Annotated in this window: 16 protein-coding genes; 3 read left to right on the top strand and 13 right to left on the bottom strand. The window is 67.0% G+C overall.

Features of this window, described 5'->3' with window-relative positions; translation table 11 throughout:
- The 7 genes from ACFVUS_RS30495 to ACFVUS_RS30465 are packed head-to-tail and all read right to left on the bottom strand — an operon-like array spanning position 1 to position 7,752.
- Positions 1-1,923 (bottom strand): anthranilate synthase family protein, encoded by a 1,923-nt coding sequence (locus ACFVUS_RS30495; protein ID WP_387774116.1) that lies wholly within the window; start codon positions 1,921-1,923, stop codon positions 1-3.
- Complete coding sequence (locus tag ACFVUS_RS30490; RefSeq protein ID WP_387774756.1) at positions 1,920-2,546, bottom strand: isochorismatase family protein; 627 nt, start codon at positions 2,544-2,546, stop codon at positions 1,920-1,922. Before ACFVUS_RS30490 ends, ACFVUS_RS30495 begins: the two co-directional genes overlap by 4 nt.
- A 49-nt stretch (positions 2,547-2,595) precedes the next feature.
- Positions 2,596-3,351, bottom strand: a complete 756-nt coding sequence (locus tag ACFVUS_RS30485; protein WP_387774113.1) for a 2,3-dihydro-2,3-dihydroxybenzoate dehydrogenase — start codon at positions 3,349-3,351, stop codon at positions 2,596-2,598.
- Positions 3,348-4,838 carry an amidohydrolase family protein gene (locus tag ACFVUS_RS30480; RefSeq protein WP_387774110.1) on the bottom strand — a complete coding sequence of 497 codons (1,491 nt, stop codon included), beginning with the start codon at positions 4,836-4,838 and terminating at the stop codon, positions 3,348-3,350. Before ACFVUS_RS30480 ends, ACFVUS_RS30485 begins: the two co-directional genes overlap by 4 nt.
- Positions 4,838-5,104, bottom strand: a complete 267-nt coding sequence (locus ACFVUS_RS30475; protein WP_387774107.1) for a phosphopantetheine-binding protein — start codon at positions 5,102-5,104, stop codon at positions 4,838-4,840. The genes ACFVUS_RS30480 and ACFVUS_RS30475 overlap by 1 nt, the downstream gene beginning before the upstream one ends.
- Entirely contained in the window at positions 5,101-6,708 is a 1,608-nt protein-coding gene (locus ACFVUS_RS30470) for a (2,3-dihydroxybenzoyl)adenylate synthase (protein ID WP_387774104.1), read from the bottom strand. Before ACFVUS_RS30470 ends, ACFVUS_RS30475 begins: the two co-directional genes overlap by 4 nt.
- A gap of 9 nt (positions 6,709-6,717) precedes the next feature.
- The gene (locus ACFVUS_RS30465; protein WP_387774101.1) at positions 6,718-7,752 is read right to left on the bottom strand and encodes a ketoacyl-ACP synthase III family protein; all 1,035 of its coding nucleotides are present in this window, start codon (positions 7,750-7,752) and stop codon (positions 6,718-6,720) included.
- 178 nt (positions 7,753-7,930) lie between these two features.
- Between ACFVUS_RS30465 and ACFVUS_RS30460 the strand changes: the two genes are divergently transcribed.
- The 3 genes from ACFVUS_RS30460 to ACFVUS_RS30450 all read left to right on the top strand — a co-directional run bounded on the left by ACFVUS_RS30460 (position 7,931) and on the right by ACFVUS_RS30450 (position 11,993).
- Positions 7,931-9,268: a phenylacetate--CoA ligase family protein gene (locus ACFVUS_RS30460; RefSeq protein ID WP_387774099.1), complete on the top strand. Its 1,338-nt coding sequence runs from the start codon at positions 7,931-7,933 to the stop codon at positions 9,266-9,268.
- A gap of 45 nt (positions 9,269-9,313) precedes the next feature.
- Positions 9,314-10,651: a salicylate synthase gene (locus ACFVUS_RS30455; RefSeq protein WP_387774097.1), complete on the top strand. Its 1,338-nt coding sequence runs from the start codon at positions 9,314-9,316 to the stop codon at positions 10,649-10,651.
- A gap of 85 nt (positions 10,652-10,736) precedes the next feature.
- Positions 10,737-11,993, top strand: coding sequence for a hypothetical protein (locus ACFVUS_RS30450; protein ID WP_387774094.1), 1,257 nt, complete (start codon positions 10,737-10,739; stop codon positions 11,991-11,993).
- Between the two features lie 13 nt (positions 11,994-12,006).
- On the opposite strand, the gene ACFVUS_RS30445 is transcribed toward ACFVUS_RS30450, so the two are convergent.
- The 6 genes from ACFVUS_RS30445 to ACFVUS_RS30420 are packed head-to-tail and all read right to left on the bottom strand — an operon-like array spanning position 12,007 to position 18,621.
- On the bottom strand, positions 12,007-13,725 hold the full coding sequence (locus ACFVUS_RS30445) for an ABC transporter ATP-binding protein (protein WP_387774091.1): 1,719 nt from the start codon (positions 13,723-13,725) through the stop codon (positions 12,007-12,009).
- Complete coding sequence (locus ACFVUS_RS30440) at positions 13,722-15,464, bottom strand: ABC transporter ATP-binding protein (RefSeq protein WP_387774088.1); 1,743 nt, start codon at positions 15,462-15,464, stop codon at positions 13,722-13,724. Before ACFVUS_RS30440 ends, ACFVUS_RS30445 begins: the two co-directional genes overlap by 4 nt.
- Positions 15,465-15,475: 11 nt before the next feature.
- A complete protein-coding gene (locus ACFVUS_RS30435; RefSeq protein WP_375959693.1) occupies positions 15,476-15,709 on the bottom strand; it encodes a response regulator transcription factor in 234 nt (77 codons plus the stop codon).
- A gap of 25 nt (positions 15,710-15,734) precedes the next feature.
- Positions 15,735-16,928: a thioester reductase domain-containing protein gene (locus ACFVUS_RS30430; RefSeq protein WP_387774084.1), complete on the bottom strand. Its 1,194-nt coding sequence runs from the start codon at positions 16,926-16,928 to the stop codon at positions 15,735-15,737.
- 22 nt (positions 16,929-16,950) lie between these two features.
- Positions 16,951-18,198, bottom strand: a complete 1,248-nt coding sequence (locus ACFVUS_RS30425; RefSeq protein WP_387774081.1) for an aspartate aminotransferase family protein — start codon at positions 18,196-18,198, stop codon at positions 16,951-16,953.
- A 9-nt stretch (positions 18,199-18,207) separates the two neighbouring features.
- Positions 18,208-18,621, bottom strand: coding sequence for a type II toxin-antitoxin system RatA family toxin (locus ACFVUS_RS30420; protein ID WP_387774078.1), 414 nt, complete (start codon positions 18,619-18,621; stop codon positions 18,208-18,210).
- Position 18,622: the final 1 nt, after the last annotated feature.

Here is an 18,622-nt window from a genome sequence, read left to right as displayed (position 1 = left end):
TTAGTTTAGTGAGCACTCACCTACCTTATCAACCGCTGCGGCGGACAGTTCAGCCGGAGTTAACAGTCCCGACACCAGTTCCGCCACGATCGCGCTGCCGTTGCGGGACATGACCGAGGCGGGATGGAACTGGAGCGAGGCGAAACCGTCACCGCGCAGGGCGTGCACTTCGCCCGTGCGCGGGTCACGGGATACGGCGACCGGGCGGGTACGGTGCGGGGTCTCGAAGAAGTCGGTCGCGCTGTGCGCCTCGAAGGCGTTGTAGAAGTACACCGGCTCGGGGTTGCCGAACAGATCGATCACCCGCAGCACGCCCTGGTTCGATACCGATCGACGGCGAACCGGCAGACCGAGCACGCCACTGAGTACCTGATGGCCCAGACATACCGAGAAGAACGGCTTTTCGCTCGCCAGCAGCTCATGGGTCAGGGCGCGCAAACGGGCGACCTTGGGATCGGCCAGATCGCGCGGATCGCCCGGACCGGGGCCGACCACCGCGAGATCGAAACCCAGCGGATCCAGCGGGGCGTCGAATCTGGTTACGGTGACCGCGAATCCGAGCGCGCGCAGCAGTCGCGCGCCCATGGCGGTGAAGGAGTCCTCACCGTCGATGATCACCGCGGTGCGACCGGCATGTTCCGGCGAGGACGGTGCGGGTTCGAGCCACAGCGGCGCGAGCGGGCGATTGCGCGCGGCGAGGGCACGGCGCACCGCGTCGCGGCCGCCGACGTCCGGATAGCTCGGCCGAATGATGTTGTGCTGGAGTGCGTTCAGCAGTCCGGCCGCCTTGGCGCGGGTCTCCTGCGCCTCGGCGGCCGGATCGGAATCGCGAACCACGGTGGCTCCCACGCCGATTCGCATGCCACCGGATCGATCGATATCGGCGGTGCGGATCATGATCGCCGAATCCATGCGCCGCGCACCGCGTTCATCGCGCCCGATGAGCGCGAGCACCCCGGCGTAATAGCCGCGGCCGTCCGGTTCGAACCGGGCGATCACCCGGCAGGCGTTCTCGAGCGGGCTGCCGGTGACGGTCGGAGCCAGCAGTGTCGCGCGCAGCACCTCGCGATAGTCGCGGTCGCTGTGGCCGGAGATGACATAGCGGGTGTGCGCCAGGTGTGCCATCTCCTGCAATTCCGGTCCCCGCACGTACGGGTCGTCGCACAGCTGGCACATCATCTTGAGCTCTTCGTCGAGCACCATGTACAGCTCGTTGGCTTCCTTGCCGTCGGCCAGGAAGTTGAGCACGCCACCGGTGGTCGGGCCACCGTCGGGATAGCGGTAGGTGCCGCTGATCGGGGTCATGACGACCTGGCCGCGATCGAGGCTGACATGCCGTTCGGGGCTGGCGCCGATGAGCATGCGGTCCCCGGTGTAGACCAGGAAGGTCCAGTACGCGCTGCGTTCACCGGCCAGCAGGCGCGCGAACAGCGCCAGGCCCGTGCGCACATCCCAGCCCTGGATCCGCCCCTGCCAGGTGCGGCGCAAGACGAAGTTCGCGCCCGCACCGCGACCGATCTCCTCGGCGATGACCCGGGCGACGAGTTCGGCGTATTCGGTGTCACCGAGGTCGAAGTCGCCGTCCGCGACCTCGATTCGGCGGTCGGGCACCGCATCGCGGAACCGTTCGCGATCGAGCCGGAACTGCTGGGTGACACGCAGATACGAGATCGGCACGGCATCGGGGCGGTGCGCGAAGCCGCGTTCGCCCACCACGCGGTACGGCAGGATGGCCAGTAGATCGTGACTGTCCCGAGCGCAGGTCGGAGTGTCGGGTAACCCGGCCGTGGACGGCACCTCGTGCAGCTCACCGCGCAGCAGTTCGATGACCGCGCCGGATTCGTTCTCGGACCGGCACAGCAGCGCGAACGGTGCACCACCGCAGGCCAATTCGTCGATCAGCCGCTGTTCGGCGGAGATCACGGCACTCTCGTCTCGGAACGCGCGAGTTCGGCGGCCACGTGCGAGGCGTTGAGCACTCGCCCGCACCGGCTGGACACGTAATCCACTGCCATGCGGTGGAATTCGGGGGTGAAGTCCGCGATGGCGTCCGCGACGACGAACGCTCGCAGATCGTTCGCGAACGCGTCGGCGGCGGTGAGCATGACACCGACGTGGGCGTAGACACCGCAGATGAGCAACTGGTCGCGGTCGTGAATCCGCATCAGTTCCAGCAGTTCGGTGCGATGAAAAGCGCTGGCCCGCCACTTGGTGAGCACGGCATCGCCAACGGCGGGGGCGATCGGCACCGGAATACCCCGGTGCTCGGGATCCGCCGACATGCCCGGACCCCAGAAGTCCAGCAGCAGACCGCGCTGATCGGTGGTCATGCTGCCCGGCTGTGCGGTGTAGACGATCGGAATGCCCAGTTGCGCACAGCGTCCGCGCAGCCAGCGCACATTGCGCATGAGGGTGTTCAGCGGTTCGTGCGCGTCATCGAACGGCGCGAGGAAGTAGTGCTGCATATCGTGCACGAGCAGGACGGTCCGGTGCGCGTCGAGTGGCCAGTCGACCATGTTCTCGGGCAGCTCGGACTCGGTCGGCATGGGATAGGGGGCTATGGGTGATATCGCCACGGCGACGGTCCTCCGGTTGTCAGGTACCCAGCGTCGCGCCGCCGTCGACGACGAGCTCCTGCAGGGTGATGTGGGATGCGGCGTCGGAGAGTAGGAAGCGCACGGCCGCTGCGATGTCCTCGGGTTGGGCTATGCGGCCCAGGGGAATTCCGACTCGGAACGATTCGGGGACGCCTTCGATCGCGGCGCGTTCCCCGGCATCGTCCTTCCACAGGTCGGTCAGCATCGGGGTCGCGGTCGATCCGGGGGCGACCACATTGCAGCGGACGCCGTATTTGGCCAGCTCCAGTCCGAGGCAGCGGGTGAACATGGTGGCGGCGGCTTTCGAGGCGGCGTAGGCGGCCATTCCCACGCGCGGTGTCGATCCGGCATTGGAGGACACGGTGACGATGGCCCCGCCGGTGCGGTGAATCATGCCGCGCGCCACGGCGCGGCTGACGTTGAACACTCCCCCGGCATTGATCGCCAGGGTGGAATACCAATCCGCGGCGGACATTTCGGTGATCCAGCCCGATTGCAGCACACCGGCGACATTGACCAGGAAGTCGATCGGCCCCAGGGTGGCTTCGGCTTCGAGCACCGCCGCTTCGACCTGCTCGATCGAACTGACATCGGCGACGATAGCCAGGGCGCGACCGGTCAATCCGGTGGTGACCCGATGCAATTCATCCTTGTCGCGGTCCACCAGCGCGATGGCGATGCCGGCCGCGGCCAGTTCGCGAACGATGGCCGCGCCGATACCGCCCGCGGCTCCGGTCACCAGCGCGACCTTCATCGCGGCACTCCGGAAAGCACACCGGCGACCACTTCGCCGGGCACGCGCAGGCAGCGGGTGGTGAAGCCGGCCAGCGCGTCGAGGTAGCGGTCGCGCAACTCGGCGTAGTCCACGCCGACGGGCTGTCCCCGCTCGATCAGCGTGCGGCCCGCGACCATGACGGTGTCGATATCGGCCGACCCGCCCAGCCACAGGAAGCTTTCCAGCGGACGGGGATTGAGCAGATAGCGCCAATCGTCGGCCCTGATCAGCACCAGGTCGGCCTGTTTGCCGGGCTCGAGGCTGCCGATCTCGTTCGACCAGCCCAGCCCCTTGGCGGCGATGCGGGTGGCCATGGCCAGCGCGTCGGTGGGCAGCACGTCGATCTGGCTGGCGGCCATCTCGTTGTACATCTGCCAGACCGCTCGCATCGTCTCGGCCATACCGGCGTTGGGGAGCGACGCGCCGTCGGTGGACAGCGACACATCGAGTCCAGCGCGGCGCAGGATGGGTACCACACCGGATTCGGTGAGCGTGGATTCGCCTGCGGGGCCGTACTTTCCGGGCGAGTGGCTGATGTGGACACCGGCGTCGAGCAGCAGCTTCTGCTCCTCGTCGTCGACGAAGGCGCAGTGCGCCGCCATCAACCGGTCGGTCAGCAGGCCCAGATCGTGCAGCCGTCGCACCCCGGAGGTGCCGTAGTACTTGCGCAGGGTGTCGGGCTCATTGCGCACCGCGCCGACATGGGTGGCGAAGCCGACCTGGTGCCGCCGCGCCAGATCGGCGAAGCCGCGGCCGAGTTCGTCGGTCATATTGGTGACGTAGGCGATGCTCGGGCGGCAGCGAATGCGGCCGGTGGTGTCGGAAGCGCAGTGCCGCAACAGATCCTCGACGGCGGTCAGGACCGTATCGGTGTCCCTGGTGCGCTGGAAGCGGTCCCCGTCCGGCGGGCAGACGGCATCGCCGGCCCAGGTGGTGGCGCTCAGGCGAATGCCCAGATCCTGTGCCGCTCGCACCATTTCGAGTGGCTGATTGAGTGAGCCGACGTCACCGATGGTGGTGACACCGCCGCGCAATTGGGTCCACATCGAGTATCGGGCAATATCGTAGGCCTCATCGGCGGTCAGGCCCGCGATCAGCCCGTCGAAGGAATCGAAGGTGCGCGAGATGGTGTGCATATCGCCACCGCCGCCGAAGAATCCGATCTCATCGGCGCGGTCCGAGGCCGGACGCAGGGCGCCGCGCAGCGGGAATCCCATGGCGAACATGTCATGCCAGTGCGCGTTGACGAATCCGGGCAGCACCATCATCGAGCGGGCGTCGACGACTTCGAGGTTATCGCGGAGATCCGCGTCCAGGGCCGCGACTGCGGCACGGACATCGTCTGCGGAACCCACCGCGGCGATGCGGTCGCCCACGATCAATATCGAGCCGCGCGGAAGCACGCTACCGGCGGCATCGGCCTGATAGACGCAGCCGCCTTCGAGCAGAATCGCCTTCTCGCCCATCAGTTCTGCGCCAATTCGCCGAAGTAGACCAGCCAGGCTCGCAGCGTCGGGGTTTCGATCAGGGCGTCGAAATCGGCGCGTACGCCGGATTTGTTCCAGCGCCCGACCATTCGCATCACCTCGAGCGAACTCAAGCCCAGCAGGACGAGATTCGCATCGGCGTCCAGCTCGGCCGGGTCGGCCAGCTCCAACGCCGCCGCCAGTAGGGCGCGCAGCTGGGGCTCATCGGGGATCGCCGAAATCGCATGCACCGCACCGTTCGTCATGACGGCACTCCTTCCTCTACGCGCGCCAGCGCTTTCTTGTCGACCTTGCCGAGCGGGGTCAGGGGCAGTTCACCGACGACTCGGACTTCGTCGGGCAGTTTGTAGTCGGCGGCACCGCGCGCGTGCATCGCCGATCGGAGTTCGGCGAGCGCGGGCGTGGGGCCGCTGGGGACGATGAACGCGCAAATGCGTTCGCCGAGTAGCTCATCGGGCAGTCCGACCGCTGCCGCGGCCGCAATGGCCGGGTGCGCGAGCAGGTAGTCCTCGACCTCGGCGGCATTGACCTTGTCGCCGCCGCGGATGATCACATCCTTGATGCGGCCCTCGATCACCAGATCGCCGCGCGGTGTGAGCCGGGCCAGGTCTCCGGTGCGGTAGAACCCGTCGCTGGTGAACGCGCGGGCATTGTGTTCGGGGACGCGGTAGTAGCCGCGAATCGTATAGGGGCCGCACGTGATCAGCTCCCCCACCTCGCCCAGCGGCACCGGTTCGAGGCCGTCGACAATGCGGATCTCATCGGCGAAGGAGATCGGTTTGCCCTGCGTGTTCACCTTCACCTCGGCCGGATCGTCGGCGCGGTTGAAGCACAGCAGACCCTCGGCCATGCCGAAGACCTGTTGCAGATCGCAGCCCAGGGCGGGCATGACGCGGGCGGCCAGCTCGGGGGCAAGTTTCGCGCCGCCGATTTGGACCAGGCGCAGGCTGGTCAGGTCCGCGGGCGTCCATTCGGCGGTTTCGAGCCAGAGCGTGAGCACCGAGGGGACCAGGGAGGTGATCGATACCCACTCGCGTTCGATCAACGGCAGGCACGCCATGGGGTTCGGGGTGTCCGCCAGCACCACGGTGCCGCCGACCGCGAGGGTGCCCACCACTCCCGGGCAGCCCCAGGCGAAGTTGAATTCGATGGGCAGGACCGCCAGGTAGACGTCCTTGTCGGTGAGTCCGCACAGGATGCCCGCCTGGGTGATCTGGAACAGGTAGTCGTCGTGGGTGCGGGGCACGAGCTTGGGCAGGGCCGTGGTGCCGCCCGAGAGCAGGAAGAAGGCGATATCGGACGGGTCGGCGGGCGGAGGTGTCCAGGTGTCCTCGCCTGCCAGGTCGGCCACCGCGGTCATACTGTCGACGGGCTCGCCGATGACGAAAAGTGTTCGCAGTTCGCTGTTTTCGTCCTTGATTCGAGCAGCGAGACCACGGTGATCGTAGCCCCGGTGCGCATCCGGGAACACATAGTGCGTTGCCCCCGAGAGCCGCACCAGGTGGCTGATTTCGGTGTGGCGGTGCGCGATCAGCGAGAACACCGGAATCGCGCCCGCCCGCACCAGCGCGAATACGATCGCGACGAATTCGGGAATGTTGGGCAGCTGCACCAGGACTCGGTCGCCGGGCAGCACGCCTTCGCGGGCGAAACCGGCGGCCAGGCGGGTCACCCACGCGTCCAGGTCCCCGAACGAGATGCGGCGCTCATCGTGGACCAGGGCGATGGCATCGCGATCGCGTTCGGCCGAGCGGGTCAGTACGGTGTCGAGGGCTTCGCCGCGCCAAATGCCCAGGCGGCGATAGCGAGCGGCGGTGTCTTCGGGCCACGGGGTGCATCCGGCCAGCATCACGATCTCCTATTCGGCCGGTGCGGGAGCGAGGATCTCGACCACGGCGGCACCGGCTTCCATACCGGTCGCGGCGGCGATCATGAGTACGTGGTCGCCGGGCTGCACCTGTCCGGTGCGCCATACGTGTTCGAGTCCGAGGAACAGGTCCGCCGCGCCGGTGTGGCCGATGGTCCGGGCATGGTCCCAAACCTCTTGGTGCTCTTCGACTTCCAGCGGCAGCAGGAACATGGCCTCGAGCGAGTCGCGGGAGAAGCCGATGTGGCAGACCTTGGCGACCTTGTCCATGGAAACGCCGGCCTCGTCCAGGGTGCGGTTCGCGATCGCGGCGACGCGGAGCCCGAAGTTGCGAATCGGCGGGGCCTGACCGGTGGCCCACTGCTCGCGAACCTTCATCGCCCGGTCATCGAAATTGAGTCCGACGCCGCGGGTGACGCCCGGCGGGAAGAGGTCTTCGCCCGCGCGGTGCAGGATCTCCATCGACGAATCCGAGAGCGATCCGACCGCGTGCACCCGTGCGAAACCGGTACGGCGCGAGACCACCGCGGCGGATCCGGCGTCGGCGAGCACGAACAGCTTCGACGCGCGCCAGCGGTCGACCAGCGGGGTGGAGAAGTTGTCGCCGGTGGTGATCAGCACCGCATCGTGAGAAGGGTTGGCCGCCAGCCGATTCGCCGCCGACTCCAGGCTGGCGAGCATGCCGAGGCAGCCCTGCTTGATCTCCATGGCGGGCACCGGGCGGTCCACCGTGTTGTTCAGAATGTAGTGTGCCGCGGACCAGCCGTCCGGGCCCTGGTGATGGGTGTAGCTGTGCAGCAGCGCGCCGATATCGTCGGCGGAGTGCCCGCTGGCGGACAGTGCCGTCCGCGCGGCGGCGATGGCCAGATCGGGGGCGGGGGTGGTCGCGCTCACCGCGATCGAGAGCAGGCCCGAGGCCTTGCGCGCCGCCTCGTCGTACCAGCCCGCGGCGACGGCCGCTTCGGTCGAAATCAGTTCCGGCACCTGACTTCCGATGCCTGCGAGGAAGAGGTCTTGGGTCCGCATGAAGACCATACGACCACTATGAGTGCCGAGAAATCATGAGTAGTCGATACTCAATTTATTTGCGCCGGAAAACATTCCGCAAATTGAGTAGGCCGCGACCGGGTTTGAGTAGCCTACCCTCTGGGCAGCGCCGGGTGCGGCGCGGTAGTCATGAATATGTTTCGCTGAAGGAGTATTCATGACGCAACTATCGGCCGACCGCACCGAGACTCGTGAGCGCCCGGATCTCGGCGATTGGTCGGACTTCGACGAACTCGCGCGGCTACAGCGGTCCCGCCTGCCCGAACTGTTCGAGCGGGCGCTGCGCTCGCCGTTCTATGCCCGGCGTTATGCGGGGGGCGGGGCACCGGTGACGGCCGCGGATTTCGAATCGCTCGCGGTGACCGGCAAGCAGGATCTGCGCGACTCCTATCCGTTCGGTTTGCTCGCGGTGGACCGGCGGGAGTTGGCCACCTATCACGAATCCAGTGGTACTTCGGGGCAGCCGACGGCGTCGTATTACACCGAGCGCGACTGGGTTGATCTGGCCGAGCGATATGCCCGCAAATGGGTCGGGATCACTCCCGAGGACACTTTTCTGGTGCGCACGCCGTACGCGCTGGTCATCACCGGGCATCTCGCCCAGGCGGCCGGGCGGCTGCGCGGGGCGACCGTGGTGCCGGGGGACGCGCGGTCGCTGGCATTGCCGCTCTCGCGCATCGTGCGGCTGATGGCGGCGCTGGAGGTCAGTCTGACCTGGTGCAACCCCACCGAGGCGGTGACGATCGCGGCGGCGGCGCGCGCGGCGGGTCTGCGTCCCGATGTCGACTTCCCTTCGCTGCGTGCACTTTTCGTCGCGGCGGAACCGATGACAGCGGCGCGCAAGCGACGGCTCGGCGAGATCTGGGGCGGGGCGGCGATCGTCGAGGAGTACGGGTCCACCGAGACCGGCACCGTGGCCGGTGAATGCCCCGACGGACGCCTGCACCTGTGGGCGGATCGGGCGATCTTCGAGGTGTACTCCCCCACGACCGGCGAGATTCGAGCCGACGGCCGTGGGCAGTTGGTCGTGACGCCGCTCTATCGCGAAGCCATGCCGCTACTGCGCTACAACCTCGCCGATGATGTCGAGATCAGCTACGCCCCGTGCCCGTGCGGGCTGGTGCTGCCCACCGTCCGGGTCTTCGGGCGGGCCGGGTTCGGCTATCCGGTGCGTGGGCGCACGGTGACGCAGAATCAGTTGGAGGAGTTGGTATTCGGGCTCCCCCTCGAATATCAGGTGATGTTCTGGCGGGCGCAGGCCACCCCGGACGCGGTGATCCTGGAATTCGAGGCACCCGATGAGGTGCGCGAACAGGCCAGGCGGGAGTTGAGCGCCGCGATCACCGAAACCCTCGATATCCCGCACCGCATCACCGCATTGCCGCCCGGCACCTTGGTGCCCACCGAGGTCCTCACCTCCCACCGCGACATTCTCAAGGCGCGCTACCTCTTCGGCCCACACGAATCGTGGGACAAAGCCCTCATGTACCAGTGACCAACGCTTTTCGCTGAACACCTAATTCAACGACGGAGTACGCACGTGACAACAACAGAGTTCGCCGCGCCCGAAACCACCGCCGATCAGGTGGCAGCGGTCAGCAGATTGGCACGATCGGGGCTATTCGGCGAATACGTGGTCTACGAACGCCTCGGCGCGGTGGTCTTCGCCGCCGACCCGCTCGCCACCATCGAACTGGATACCGACCGCATCCGCGTCACCACCGGTGACCGGGTCTCCGACGAGCCCTGGACCGGCCGCCCGGTCACCGTGCTCGAACGCACCCTCGACCAGCTCCGCATGAGCGATCCGGCCGCCGCGTCCGGCACCGTCTACGGCTGGATCGGCTTCGAGTTCTGCGCGCGGTCCTTCGACGCCCAACATCATCTGCGTCCGGGAATCGGATTGGCGCACTTGATGATTCCCCGCGTCGAGGTCACGCTGACGGACCACGGCGTCACGGTGACGGGTGCGTCGGACGCCGAAGCCGCCTTCATCGCGAACGTACTCGGCACCGCCCCCGAGCCCACGTCGACGCCGCGTCCGATCGATGTCACCGTCGATGAGACCGACTACCGTGAGCGCGTCGCCACCGCCATTGCCGAGATTCGAAAAGGCCAGTACGACAAGGTCATTCTCTCGCGCCGAGTGAGCGTGCCGTTCAAGGTCGACATCGCCGAGACCTACCGCCTGGGCCGCGCCCACAACACCCCCGCACGTTCCTTCCTGCTGCGCCTGGGCACCCTGGAGGCAGCGGGCTTCAGCCCCGAACTGGTGGCGGCCGTCGACCTCGACGGAACGGTGACCACCGAACCCCTCGCCGGTACCCGCGCTTTCGGCCGCGGCCGGGATTCGGACTCCGCCGCCCGCACCGACCTCGAATCCGACCCCAAAGAGATTGTCGAACACGCGGTCTCGGTCCGAGCCTCCTGCACCGAGGTCTCCGCCGTGGCCACCCCCGGCACCCTCACCGTCACCGACTTCATGTCCGTCCGCGAACGCGGCAGCGTCCAGCACCTGGCCTCCACCGTCCAAGGCCACATCTCCCCCCACCACACCCCCTGGGACGCCCTCGAAGTCCTCTTCCCCTCAGTCACCGCCTCCGGCATCCCCAAACACCCTGCGGTAGACGCCATCTTCCGCCTGGACAACTCCCCCCGAAACCTCTATTCCGGTGCGGTAGTGACCTTCTCCGCCGCAGGCGAACTGGAAGCCACCCTCGTCCTACGCGCCGTCTACCAAACCCCCGACTCCACCTGGCTCCGCGCCGGCGCAGGCGTCATCGCCCAATCCACCCCCGACCGAGAATTCGAGGAAACCTGCGAAAAACTCACCAGCGTCTCCCCCTACCTCGTCCCATTCACCGACATTGAGCGATAGCGTATTTTCGGCAGACTCCCAAATATATTGCGCCAGAACGCTGGTGATATTCATGATGGATTCCTCTAGCTGAGGGGATTTCATCATGAATGGCGTGCTTGTTGGGGCGTCGCTGCATTCCACGGTGGTGGCGGCGTTGCGGGCGGCTGCTGGGCGGGCGAGTGGGCCGGTTGATACGCGGGCGCTGCTGGTTGAGTTGATGCAGGCTGATTCGGTGGGGCGGTGGGGGCGGATTCAGCTGTTCGTGGGTGATCCGGATGCTGTTGGGCGCAAGCCGGTTTCGGAGGCGGTTGGGGCGGGGGCGTTCGATTGGAACGGGGTGCCTTTGACCGATGGGTGTGCGGTGGGGATGGAGGTTGCGGGGCGGCTGGCGTATCGGTATGGGCTGTGGCCGTTGCCGGTGGGGATGATGGTGCTGGGGTTGGTCGCGGACGAGAGGTCGGCGGCTGCGCGGGCACTACGAGGGGATGGGCTCGATCGGGTCGAGTTGTTGGATGCGATTCAGGCGGATGTGCTCGGGACGCGGCTGGATGGGATCGATTCGGTGCTGCCGATGGTGCTCGGTGAGGCCGGGCAGATGGTCCGAGCACCACGGGGGCGACGGGGATCGGTCACCCCCGCAAGACAAGAGTCCGTCACCCGCGCACGACAAAAGCCCATCACCGCCGCACGACAAGTGCCGCTCACTCCCCCACGACAAGGGTCGTTCTCCCCCACCGCACGGCCCTCGTCGAAGCCGTGGTCACGGCAGCGGCGATGGACGGTAGCCGGGGCGGTCGCGGTGTGCATGGCACTCTCCTACATCGTCGATATGGAGCTGGCGAAGCGGGATGAGAAGCCGTCGCTGGTCGCGAATTCCGCTGAGGTTCAATCCATCTGGGAGATGCGCGGTGGATGCGACAGCCCGCGGATCTATTACCCGGATATGGACGCCTATACCGGAAGCGGTCCGCATCGAGTCACGACGTTCCTCACCACCGATACGGGGAGAATCCAGCCCGTGATCTTGGAGGACGCCAAGGCGCCGCCCCAATGGGGGCCACCGGAGCTCACACGTCCGGACATGCACCGGATTCAGCTCATCGCATGCCTCGGCAAGGCCTCCGAAGGGGTGCTCATAAAGGACTGTTGGTTCGATGGAGGCAAGACCCTGCCCATGTACCAGGGCATCTACCAGGCGAACCTGTACGAAGCCAAGACCGGCCGGAAAGTAGCGTCCGAGCGGGTCGTGGGCAAACGCGAGGAGCGTTGTCCGGTCCTGGTGATGACACTCGGCAAGCTGTATTCCGAACCCGGTCTCAGCGAACTCCAGCAAACGCTCGGACAATACGTCGACCACTAGCGACTTGGGCCGCTCAGGTCAGGGACCAGGTGCTGGCTCGGTCGCGCTGGGCCCAGAAGCCGGCGTAGCGGCCACCTGCCGCGATGAGTTCGGGGTGGGTGCCGTGTTCGATGATGAAACCGTTGTCCAGGAACAGGATTTGGTCGGCACGCATGACGGTGTGCAGGCGGTGGGCGATGACCAGGACGGTGCGGTCGGCGGTGAGGGTGGTCAAGGCTTCTTGGACGGCTTGTTCGTTTTCGGGGTCCAGGGCCGCGGTGGCTTCGTCGAGGATGACGATGGGGGCGTTTTTCAGGATGGCTCGGGCTATCGAAACGCGTTGGCGTTCACCGCCGGAGAGGGAGGCGCCCGCTTCGCCCACGCGCGTTGCCCAGCCGTCGGGGAGGCGGGTGACGATTTCGGTGACTCGGGCCGCGTCGGCGGCGGCGTGTACTTCGGCGTCGGTGGCGCCGGGGCGGCCCAGGCGGATGTTTTCCTCGATGGTGTCTTCGAAGAGGTAGACGTCTTGGAAGACGACGGAGATTCGGGACATGAGGTCGGCACCGGCGAGTGAGCGAATGTCTACACCGCCCAACAGGATTCGTCCTTCGTTGACATCCCAGAAGCGGGCGATCAGACGGCCGATGGTGGTCTTTCCGGAACCGGAGGGGCCGACCAGGGCGGTGGTGGTGCCTTCGGGGATGGTGAAGGTCACCTCGCGCAGTACCGAGCTGTCGCCGTAGCCGAATTCGACCTTCTCGAAGCGGATCTCGTTGCCGGAGAGTTCTTTCGGCGTGAGCGGCTCCGGCAGCACTGGTTCGTCCAGCAGGGCGATGACACGATCGAGGGCACCGGTGGCGGACTTCAGGGTCGAGCCCAGGATCGCCAATTCGGCGATGGGCTCGGTGAATCGGGCCGCCAGCACCAGCACCGCGAGCAGCGTCGCGACCTCGAGGCCGCGGTCGAGCACCAGGTACACGCCCAGGACGATGACGACGGTGAAGGTCGTCTGGACCGCGACACTCAATCCGACCAGGCCGGGCACCGTGGCGGCCAGCACCCGCCGGGACGCACCGTGATCGGTGCGCAGCGCTTCATCGAGTAGTTCGTCGGTCTCACCGCGACCGAAAACCCGGAGCACCGGCTGCAATTGGGCGAATTCGACCACGCGCCCACCGGTTGCCGAACGCGACTCGGCGCGCCCGGCATCGGCCTTACCGCTCAGCGTCACACTCCAGCGGTAGACCAGTACGATCAGCGGAACCATCACCGTGAGCGCAACCGCGAGTCGCCAGTCGAACAGATACATGGCGAGGACGACGGTGAGCGGCGTGACCACGGTCGTCACCACCGGCCGCAGCAGATGCGCGGGGACGCCCATGATGTCCATGACGCTCTTGGTGGCGAGCTGACCGAGCTGACCGACCCGCTCCGCCCCGAACCAGCCCAGCGGCAGCGTGGACACGGTATCGCCCAGCCGCTGATGCAGGCTCTTGGACAGCGCCGAACCGACGTCCACGCCCAGGCGCATGCTCACGTAGTACGCCACCGAGTACGCCGCGGTGACGCCGAGCAGCAGATAGATCCACGGCCACACCGATCCGGGATCGGATCCGAAGAGCGCCTTCAGAATCGGCACCAACAGCGCGAAGGCGATGCCTTGCAACACCGCACCGGCGACCAGCACCGCGAGCATCCGCCGCAACGCCCGGTCATGCTCGGCGCCAACGGCTTTCAACAGTTTGCCAATCATGCCCCGGTCCTCTCGCTGGTGCGTTCGTATGCCGCCCACATGCGGGCGTATCGGCCCTGCGCGGCCACCAGCTCAGGGTGCGTGCCGCGTTCGGCGATCGCACCGCCGTCCAGGACCACGATCTGGTCCGCCCCGGTCACGGTCGAGAGCCGGTGCGCGATCATCAGCACGGTCTTGCCTGCGGTCAGTCGCGAGAGCGCCTCCTGCACAACCGCTTCCGATTCGGGATCGACATAGGCCGCGGCTTCGTCGAGCACGATGATCGGGGTGTCCGCGAGCAGCGCCCGGGCGATCGAAACCCGTTGCGCCTGACCGCCGGACAGTTGGACATCCACGCCGTGGATCGAGTCGTAGCCGCGCGGCAGCGCCTCGATCTCCTCGTGCACTCCGGCCGCTTTCGCAACGGCCTCGATCTCCTCGCGCTCGGCCCCGGGCCGGGCCATGGCGATATTGGCCGCGATGCTGTCGCGAATCAGCCGAACGTCCTGGAATACGAAGGCGACTCGGCGGTAGAGCTCCGACGGCGCGATATCGCGCACGTCCACCCCGCCGACCGTGACAACGCCCCCGCTCACATCCCGAAAGCGCGGCACCAGTGTGGCCAGGGTGCTCTTACCCGCACCCGACGACCCGACCAGCGCGGTCACGGTCCCCTCGGCGAGTTCGAGATCGATACCGGCGAGCACTTCGGTATCGCCGTCGTAGGAGCAGTGCACCCCGTCGAACCCGACGGTGTTCCCCTGCGGAACGCGCGGGTGCGCCGCCACCGGCAGCACCTCGGCGGCGAGCGTCTCGCTCACCCGCAACGCGGCCGACTTGGCAAGTCGCAGTTCGTAACTGGCGTAGAACAGCGCCAGTACCGGAGCGGTCAGGCCCACCCCCAGCAGCGCGAACGGCAGCAGGTCGACCGCGGTCAACCAGCCCTGCGTCACGAAGATCGCCCCACCGCCTAGTACCGCGGCCAAGACCGCCACCGGCGACAAGACCACTTCGGCCGCGGTCTTGGAATTCAAGGTCGAGCGCACCCAGGCGGTGAAGAAGGCGGCGAAGTCATCCGCGGCTCGCGCGTAGCGCGCATGCGCCCGCCGGGTCTGCCCGAAGATCTTCACCACCCCGATGCCCTGTACGAATTCCACGGCGCGACTGTTGATCTCGGTCATCGCCCGGTCGTACTCCCCCATGCGCGGCCCCATCGCCGCCATGGTGATGGTGTACAGCCCCAGCCCGATCACCAGCGGCGCGATGGTCACCAGCGTCATCCGCCAGTCGACCCACACCAGATAGGCCAGCGAGGTCACCGGCACCACCACCGCGGAGGTCAACTCCAGCATCGAATGCGCCACCAGATGGTGCATCGCCTCGACATCGTCGGTGACGACTTTCTTCACGGTCCCCGAGTTCCGATCGGAGAACCACGCGAGCGGCACTTCACGCAGTCGACGCACCAGCCGCCGCCGAATATGCAGTTGCAGTTCATTATCGGCGAAGTGGGTGATACCGCCCGCGGTGAGCAACAGCGCGGTGCGCACCAGCAGCGCCAGTACCGCGACCAGCACCCAGCGCCACGCGTCATGCGCGCGGTCCGGCCCCGTTTCCACCAGCACTCGGCCCAACTCCGCGATCGCGATGAAGGGCAGCACCCCCGCGATCGCACCGAGCCCCTGGGCGAGCATCGCCGCGCGCACCCGCCATCGAATCGGCGCTAGCAGCGCACCCAGTAGGGATTCGCTCTGTGCCATGACCCCTCCGTTCATACGGCGGCCGATGCGCGCACCGCGGCGTCGCCGAGTTCCTGTCGGCTGTGAATTCCGAGTTTGATGTAGCTACGTTGCAGGTGGTTTTCGACTGTCCGTACCGAAATGAACAATCGTTCGGCGATCTCGCGATTCGGCATGCCCTGCGCCGCCAGGGCCACGATCACACGCTCGCGGCGGGTGAGGGTGGCGGAGGTATCGCGCTGCGTGGCGAACGATACGATGGTCATCGAACTCTCCTGCTGCTCGAGTGTCTTACGGTGCGGGCAGGAACCCGCTGCGGACGAAGAATTCCGCGTAGGTGGAGAACAGCGCCGCGTCGATCGGCGGGCAACTCACATCGCCGCCGTCGAGCCCGGTTCCGCGCAGGAACCGGCGCGTGATCTCATCGTCGAACGGCGGCTGTTCCTCGTGCTCCATCAGCATGGTGGTGCGCAGCAGCGGGAACATGACGTTCTCGACGTCGGCGGTGATCGCCTTCATCCATTTGATGATGCTGACTTCCCGCAGGTCGTATCCGGCGGCGAGAATGAAGTCGCGGATCATGGCGGAATCGATTGCCACCGGCCCGATCTGGTGATAGATCCCGCCGATCGCGGCATCCTGGCGGGAGATCGCCACCACCGCCGCGCACACGTAGTCGACCGGCACCAGATTCATCTTCAGCCGGAATTTGCGCGGGTACGCACCGGCCTGGATGGAGCCGATCACGAAGCGCCACACGAAATCATTGCGCTGGCACGCGCCCGAGCGCGAATCGCCCCACACCTGGGTGGGCCGATGCACCGTTACCGGTACCCCGCGCTCGCGGGCCTGGGCGATCAGCTGCTCGGCGACCCATTTGCTCTTGGTGTAGCCCAGCGGCATTCCGGCCGCCGGGCCGGTGATGTGCTGTTCGCCGCGCGGGGTGGTGTTGTCGCCGGTCTGACCGCTGAATACGCCCGTGGTCGAAATATGGTGCAGCGGAGCAGAAGCCGCGCACGCGAAGCGCAGCACCTCGTGAATGCCGCTGACGGTGGACTTGCGCAGCCACTTGTAGGGCGTGAGGAAGTTGACTTTGGCCGCGGTGTGATAGATCGCCTCGATGCGACCGGTGAGATCGTCATAGTCGTTCTCGGACAAGCCGAATCGCTCCAGGGTGATATCGCCCGGCACGATCTCGATCCGCTCCATCGCGATGGCGGCGGTAAGGTCGTAGGTCTCCAGGTTGGCGCGCAACCGATCCCGGCCCGCCTCCACCGAGTCCGCGCGAACCAGGCAGTGCACGGTCAATCCCGCCGCGAGCAATTCCCGCAGCAGGAACGCGCCGAGGAAGCCCGTCGCGCCGGTGAGCAGCACCGACCGCGCCGCGGCGGCAGACGTGCGCGGGATGAAGCCGCGCACATCCGCGGCCAGCACACTGTCGGCGGCGAGTTGTTCGGCGTCGCCTTCGATTTCGAGAGATGTCATGTCCGGTTCCTCCGCGCTCTCGTTACGCCGTTGCGGCGCAAGCCTGTTCGATCGATCCGCGCAGCAGGAACAGCGCCTGCGCCACATCCGCCGAGGTGGCCACGATCGGCGGGATCAGGCGCAGCACCTCGGGACGGCTCAGGCAGGTCGACACGACCAGCCCGCGCTGGGCCAGGCCGACCTGCACCTCACCGGCGAACTCGGGGGTGTGGAAGTCGATGCCCCACAGCAGACCTCGGCCCCGCACATCGGTGACGACGGTGTCGTGGTCATCGACGATTCCGGCCAGCCCGGCGGCCATTTCGCCGCTGATCCGCACTCCGTCGTGCACATGCTCCTCGATCGCGGTCAGCGCGGGAATCACCGCCGCCGTGCAGAGCGGATGCCCGGAGAAGGTCGCGGTGTGCAGCACCGGATCCGCCGCCAGCGGCGCGTACAGCTGTTCGGAGCACACCAGCGCGGACACCGGAACGATGCCGCCACCCAGGGCCTTGCCCAGCAGCACGGCGTCCACGGGCAGTCCGGCCGCGAGCGCGAGGGAGCGCTCACCGCAGCGGCGCAATCCGACCTGGATCTCATCGGCGATCACGAACGCCCCGGCGGCCTTGGCGTCGGCGCACCACCGCTCCAGGATCTCCGGATCCAGTGCGGTGACACCGTTCTCACCCTGTACCGGTTCGAAGATCAGCGCGGCGACCTCGGTCTCGGCGAGCACCCGCGCCACCGCGCCGGCGTCCTCGGGATCGACGTGCACCGCACCGCCGAGCAGTGCGTCGAGGTTGCCCCGGAACCGAGGGTGGTGGGTGAGCGCCAGCGCACCAAGGGTTTTACCGTGATAGGACCCCTGCACCGCGATGACCGTGCCGCGGCCCGTCGCGACGCGGGCGAGCTTGACCGCGGCCTCGACAACGTCGGCACCGCTGCCGCCGAAGTACACCTTGGGCAGCGTGCCGCCGAGGTAGTCGACCACGGTTTCGGCTGCCAGCGCGGGCACCGGATTCAGCACCGAACGGGTGGAGGTCGGCATCGAATCCAGCTGTGCGCGAACCGCGTCCACGACCGCGGGGTGACGGTGCCCGAGCAGCGCCACCGCGTAGGAACCGAAGTCCAGCGCCTCGCGGCCATCGGACAGGGTGATCCGGCAGCCGTTGGAGCCGGCCTCGACCGCGCCCTGTCCGGTGAACTTGCCCGCCAGTGCCATGGACGGTGAGAAGTGCCGCTTGACCCGCTTGAACGTGGACTTGGCGTCGGAGGCCTTGATATCGCTCATGGCACGCCCCTACTGCTCGGCCCGGGCGACAACCGAGCCCGCGTAGCCTTCGAGCGCCTTGGCCACGGCGGGATGGATCATCTCCGCGACCAGCGGCATGCCGATATCGAACAGCACGCTCAACTCCAGGGCATCGGGGTGCACCTGCCAGTACCCGTGGTAGACCGCGAGATCGCCGTCGGTCTGCCGGAATTCGATGCGGCGGGTCTCGATGGAGATGAGATCCTCCTGCTCCCACTCCATTTCCGAGCCCTTGAGCTCGACCACCCAACTGCTGGTGCGGCGGCCCTGCTCGTCATCGAGGATCTCGACCTCGTTGACACCGGTCATGAACTCCGGGTAGGAGGCGTAGTCCAGCAGTACGTCCCACACCTGCTCGGGCCCGCACGACGCCGGATGCCGCGTGGTCATCGAATACACCATG

Source organism: Nocardia sp. NPDC058058 (genome assembly GCF_042885355.1).
Classification (GTDB): Bacteria; Actinomycetota; Actinomycetes; order Mycobacteriales; family Mycobacteriaceae; genus Nocardia.
This window is presented reverse-complemented; position numbering and strand designations above follow the sequence as displayed.

Coding starts and splice junctions, on each gene's coding strand:
- ACFVUS_RS30490 (WP_387774756.1), bottom strand. CDS start 2,546: ATGCCGACCGAGTCCGAGCTGCCCGAGAACATGGTCGACTGGCCACTC.
- ACFVUS_RS30485 (WP_387774113.1), bottom strand. CDS start 3,351: ATGAAGGTCGCGCTGGTGACCGGAGCCGCGGGCGGTATCGGCGCGGCC.
- ACFVUS_RS30480 (WP_387774110.1), bottom strand. CDS start 4,838: ATGGGCGAGAAGGCGATTCTGCTCGAAGGCGGCTGCGTCTATCAGGCC.
- ACFVUS_RS30475 (WP_387774107.1), bottom strand. CDS start 5,104: ATGACGAACGGTGCGGTGCATGCGATTTCGGCGATCCCCGATGAGCCC.
- ACFVUS_RS30470 (WP_387774104.1), bottom strand. CDS start 6,708: ATGCTGGCCGGATGCACCCCGTGGCCCGAAGACACCGCCGCTCGCTAT.
- ACFVUS_RS30465 (WP_387774101.1), bottom strand. CDS start 7,752: ATGCGGACCCAAGACCTCTTCCTCGCAGGCATCGGAAGTCAGGTGCCG.
- ACFVUS_RS30460 (WP_387774099.1), top strand. CDS start 7,931: ATGACGCAACTATCGGCCGACCGCACCGAGACTCGTGAGCGCCCGGAT.
- ACFVUS_RS30450 (WP_387774094.1), top strand. CDS start 10,737: ATGAATGGCGTGCTTGTTGGGGCGTCGCTGCATTCCACGGTGGTGGCG.
- ACFVUS_RS30445 (WP_387774091.1), bottom strand. CDS start 13,725: ATGATTGGCAAACTGTTGAAAGCCGTTGGCGCCGAGCATGACCGGGCG.
- ACFVUS_RS30440 (WP_387774088.1), bottom strand. CDS start 15,464: ATGGCACAGAGCGAATCCCTACTGGGTGCGCTGCTAGCGCCGATTCGA.
- ACFVUS_RS30435 (WP_375959693.1), bottom strand. CDS start 15,709: ATGACCATCGTATCGTTCGCCACGCAGCGCGATACCTCCGCCACCCTC.
- ACFVUS_RS30430 (WP_387774084.1), bottom strand. CDS start 16,928: ATGACATCTCTCGAAATCGAAGGCGACGCCGAACAACTCGCCGCCGAC.
- ACFVUS_RS30425 (WP_387774081.1), bottom strand. CDS start 18,198: ATGAGCGATATCAAGGCCTCCGACGCCAAGTCCACGTTCAAGCGGGTC.
- ACFVUS_RS30420 (WP_387774078.1), bottom strand. CDS start 18,621: ATGGTGTATTCGATGACCACGCGGCATCCGGCGTCGTGCGGGCCCGAG.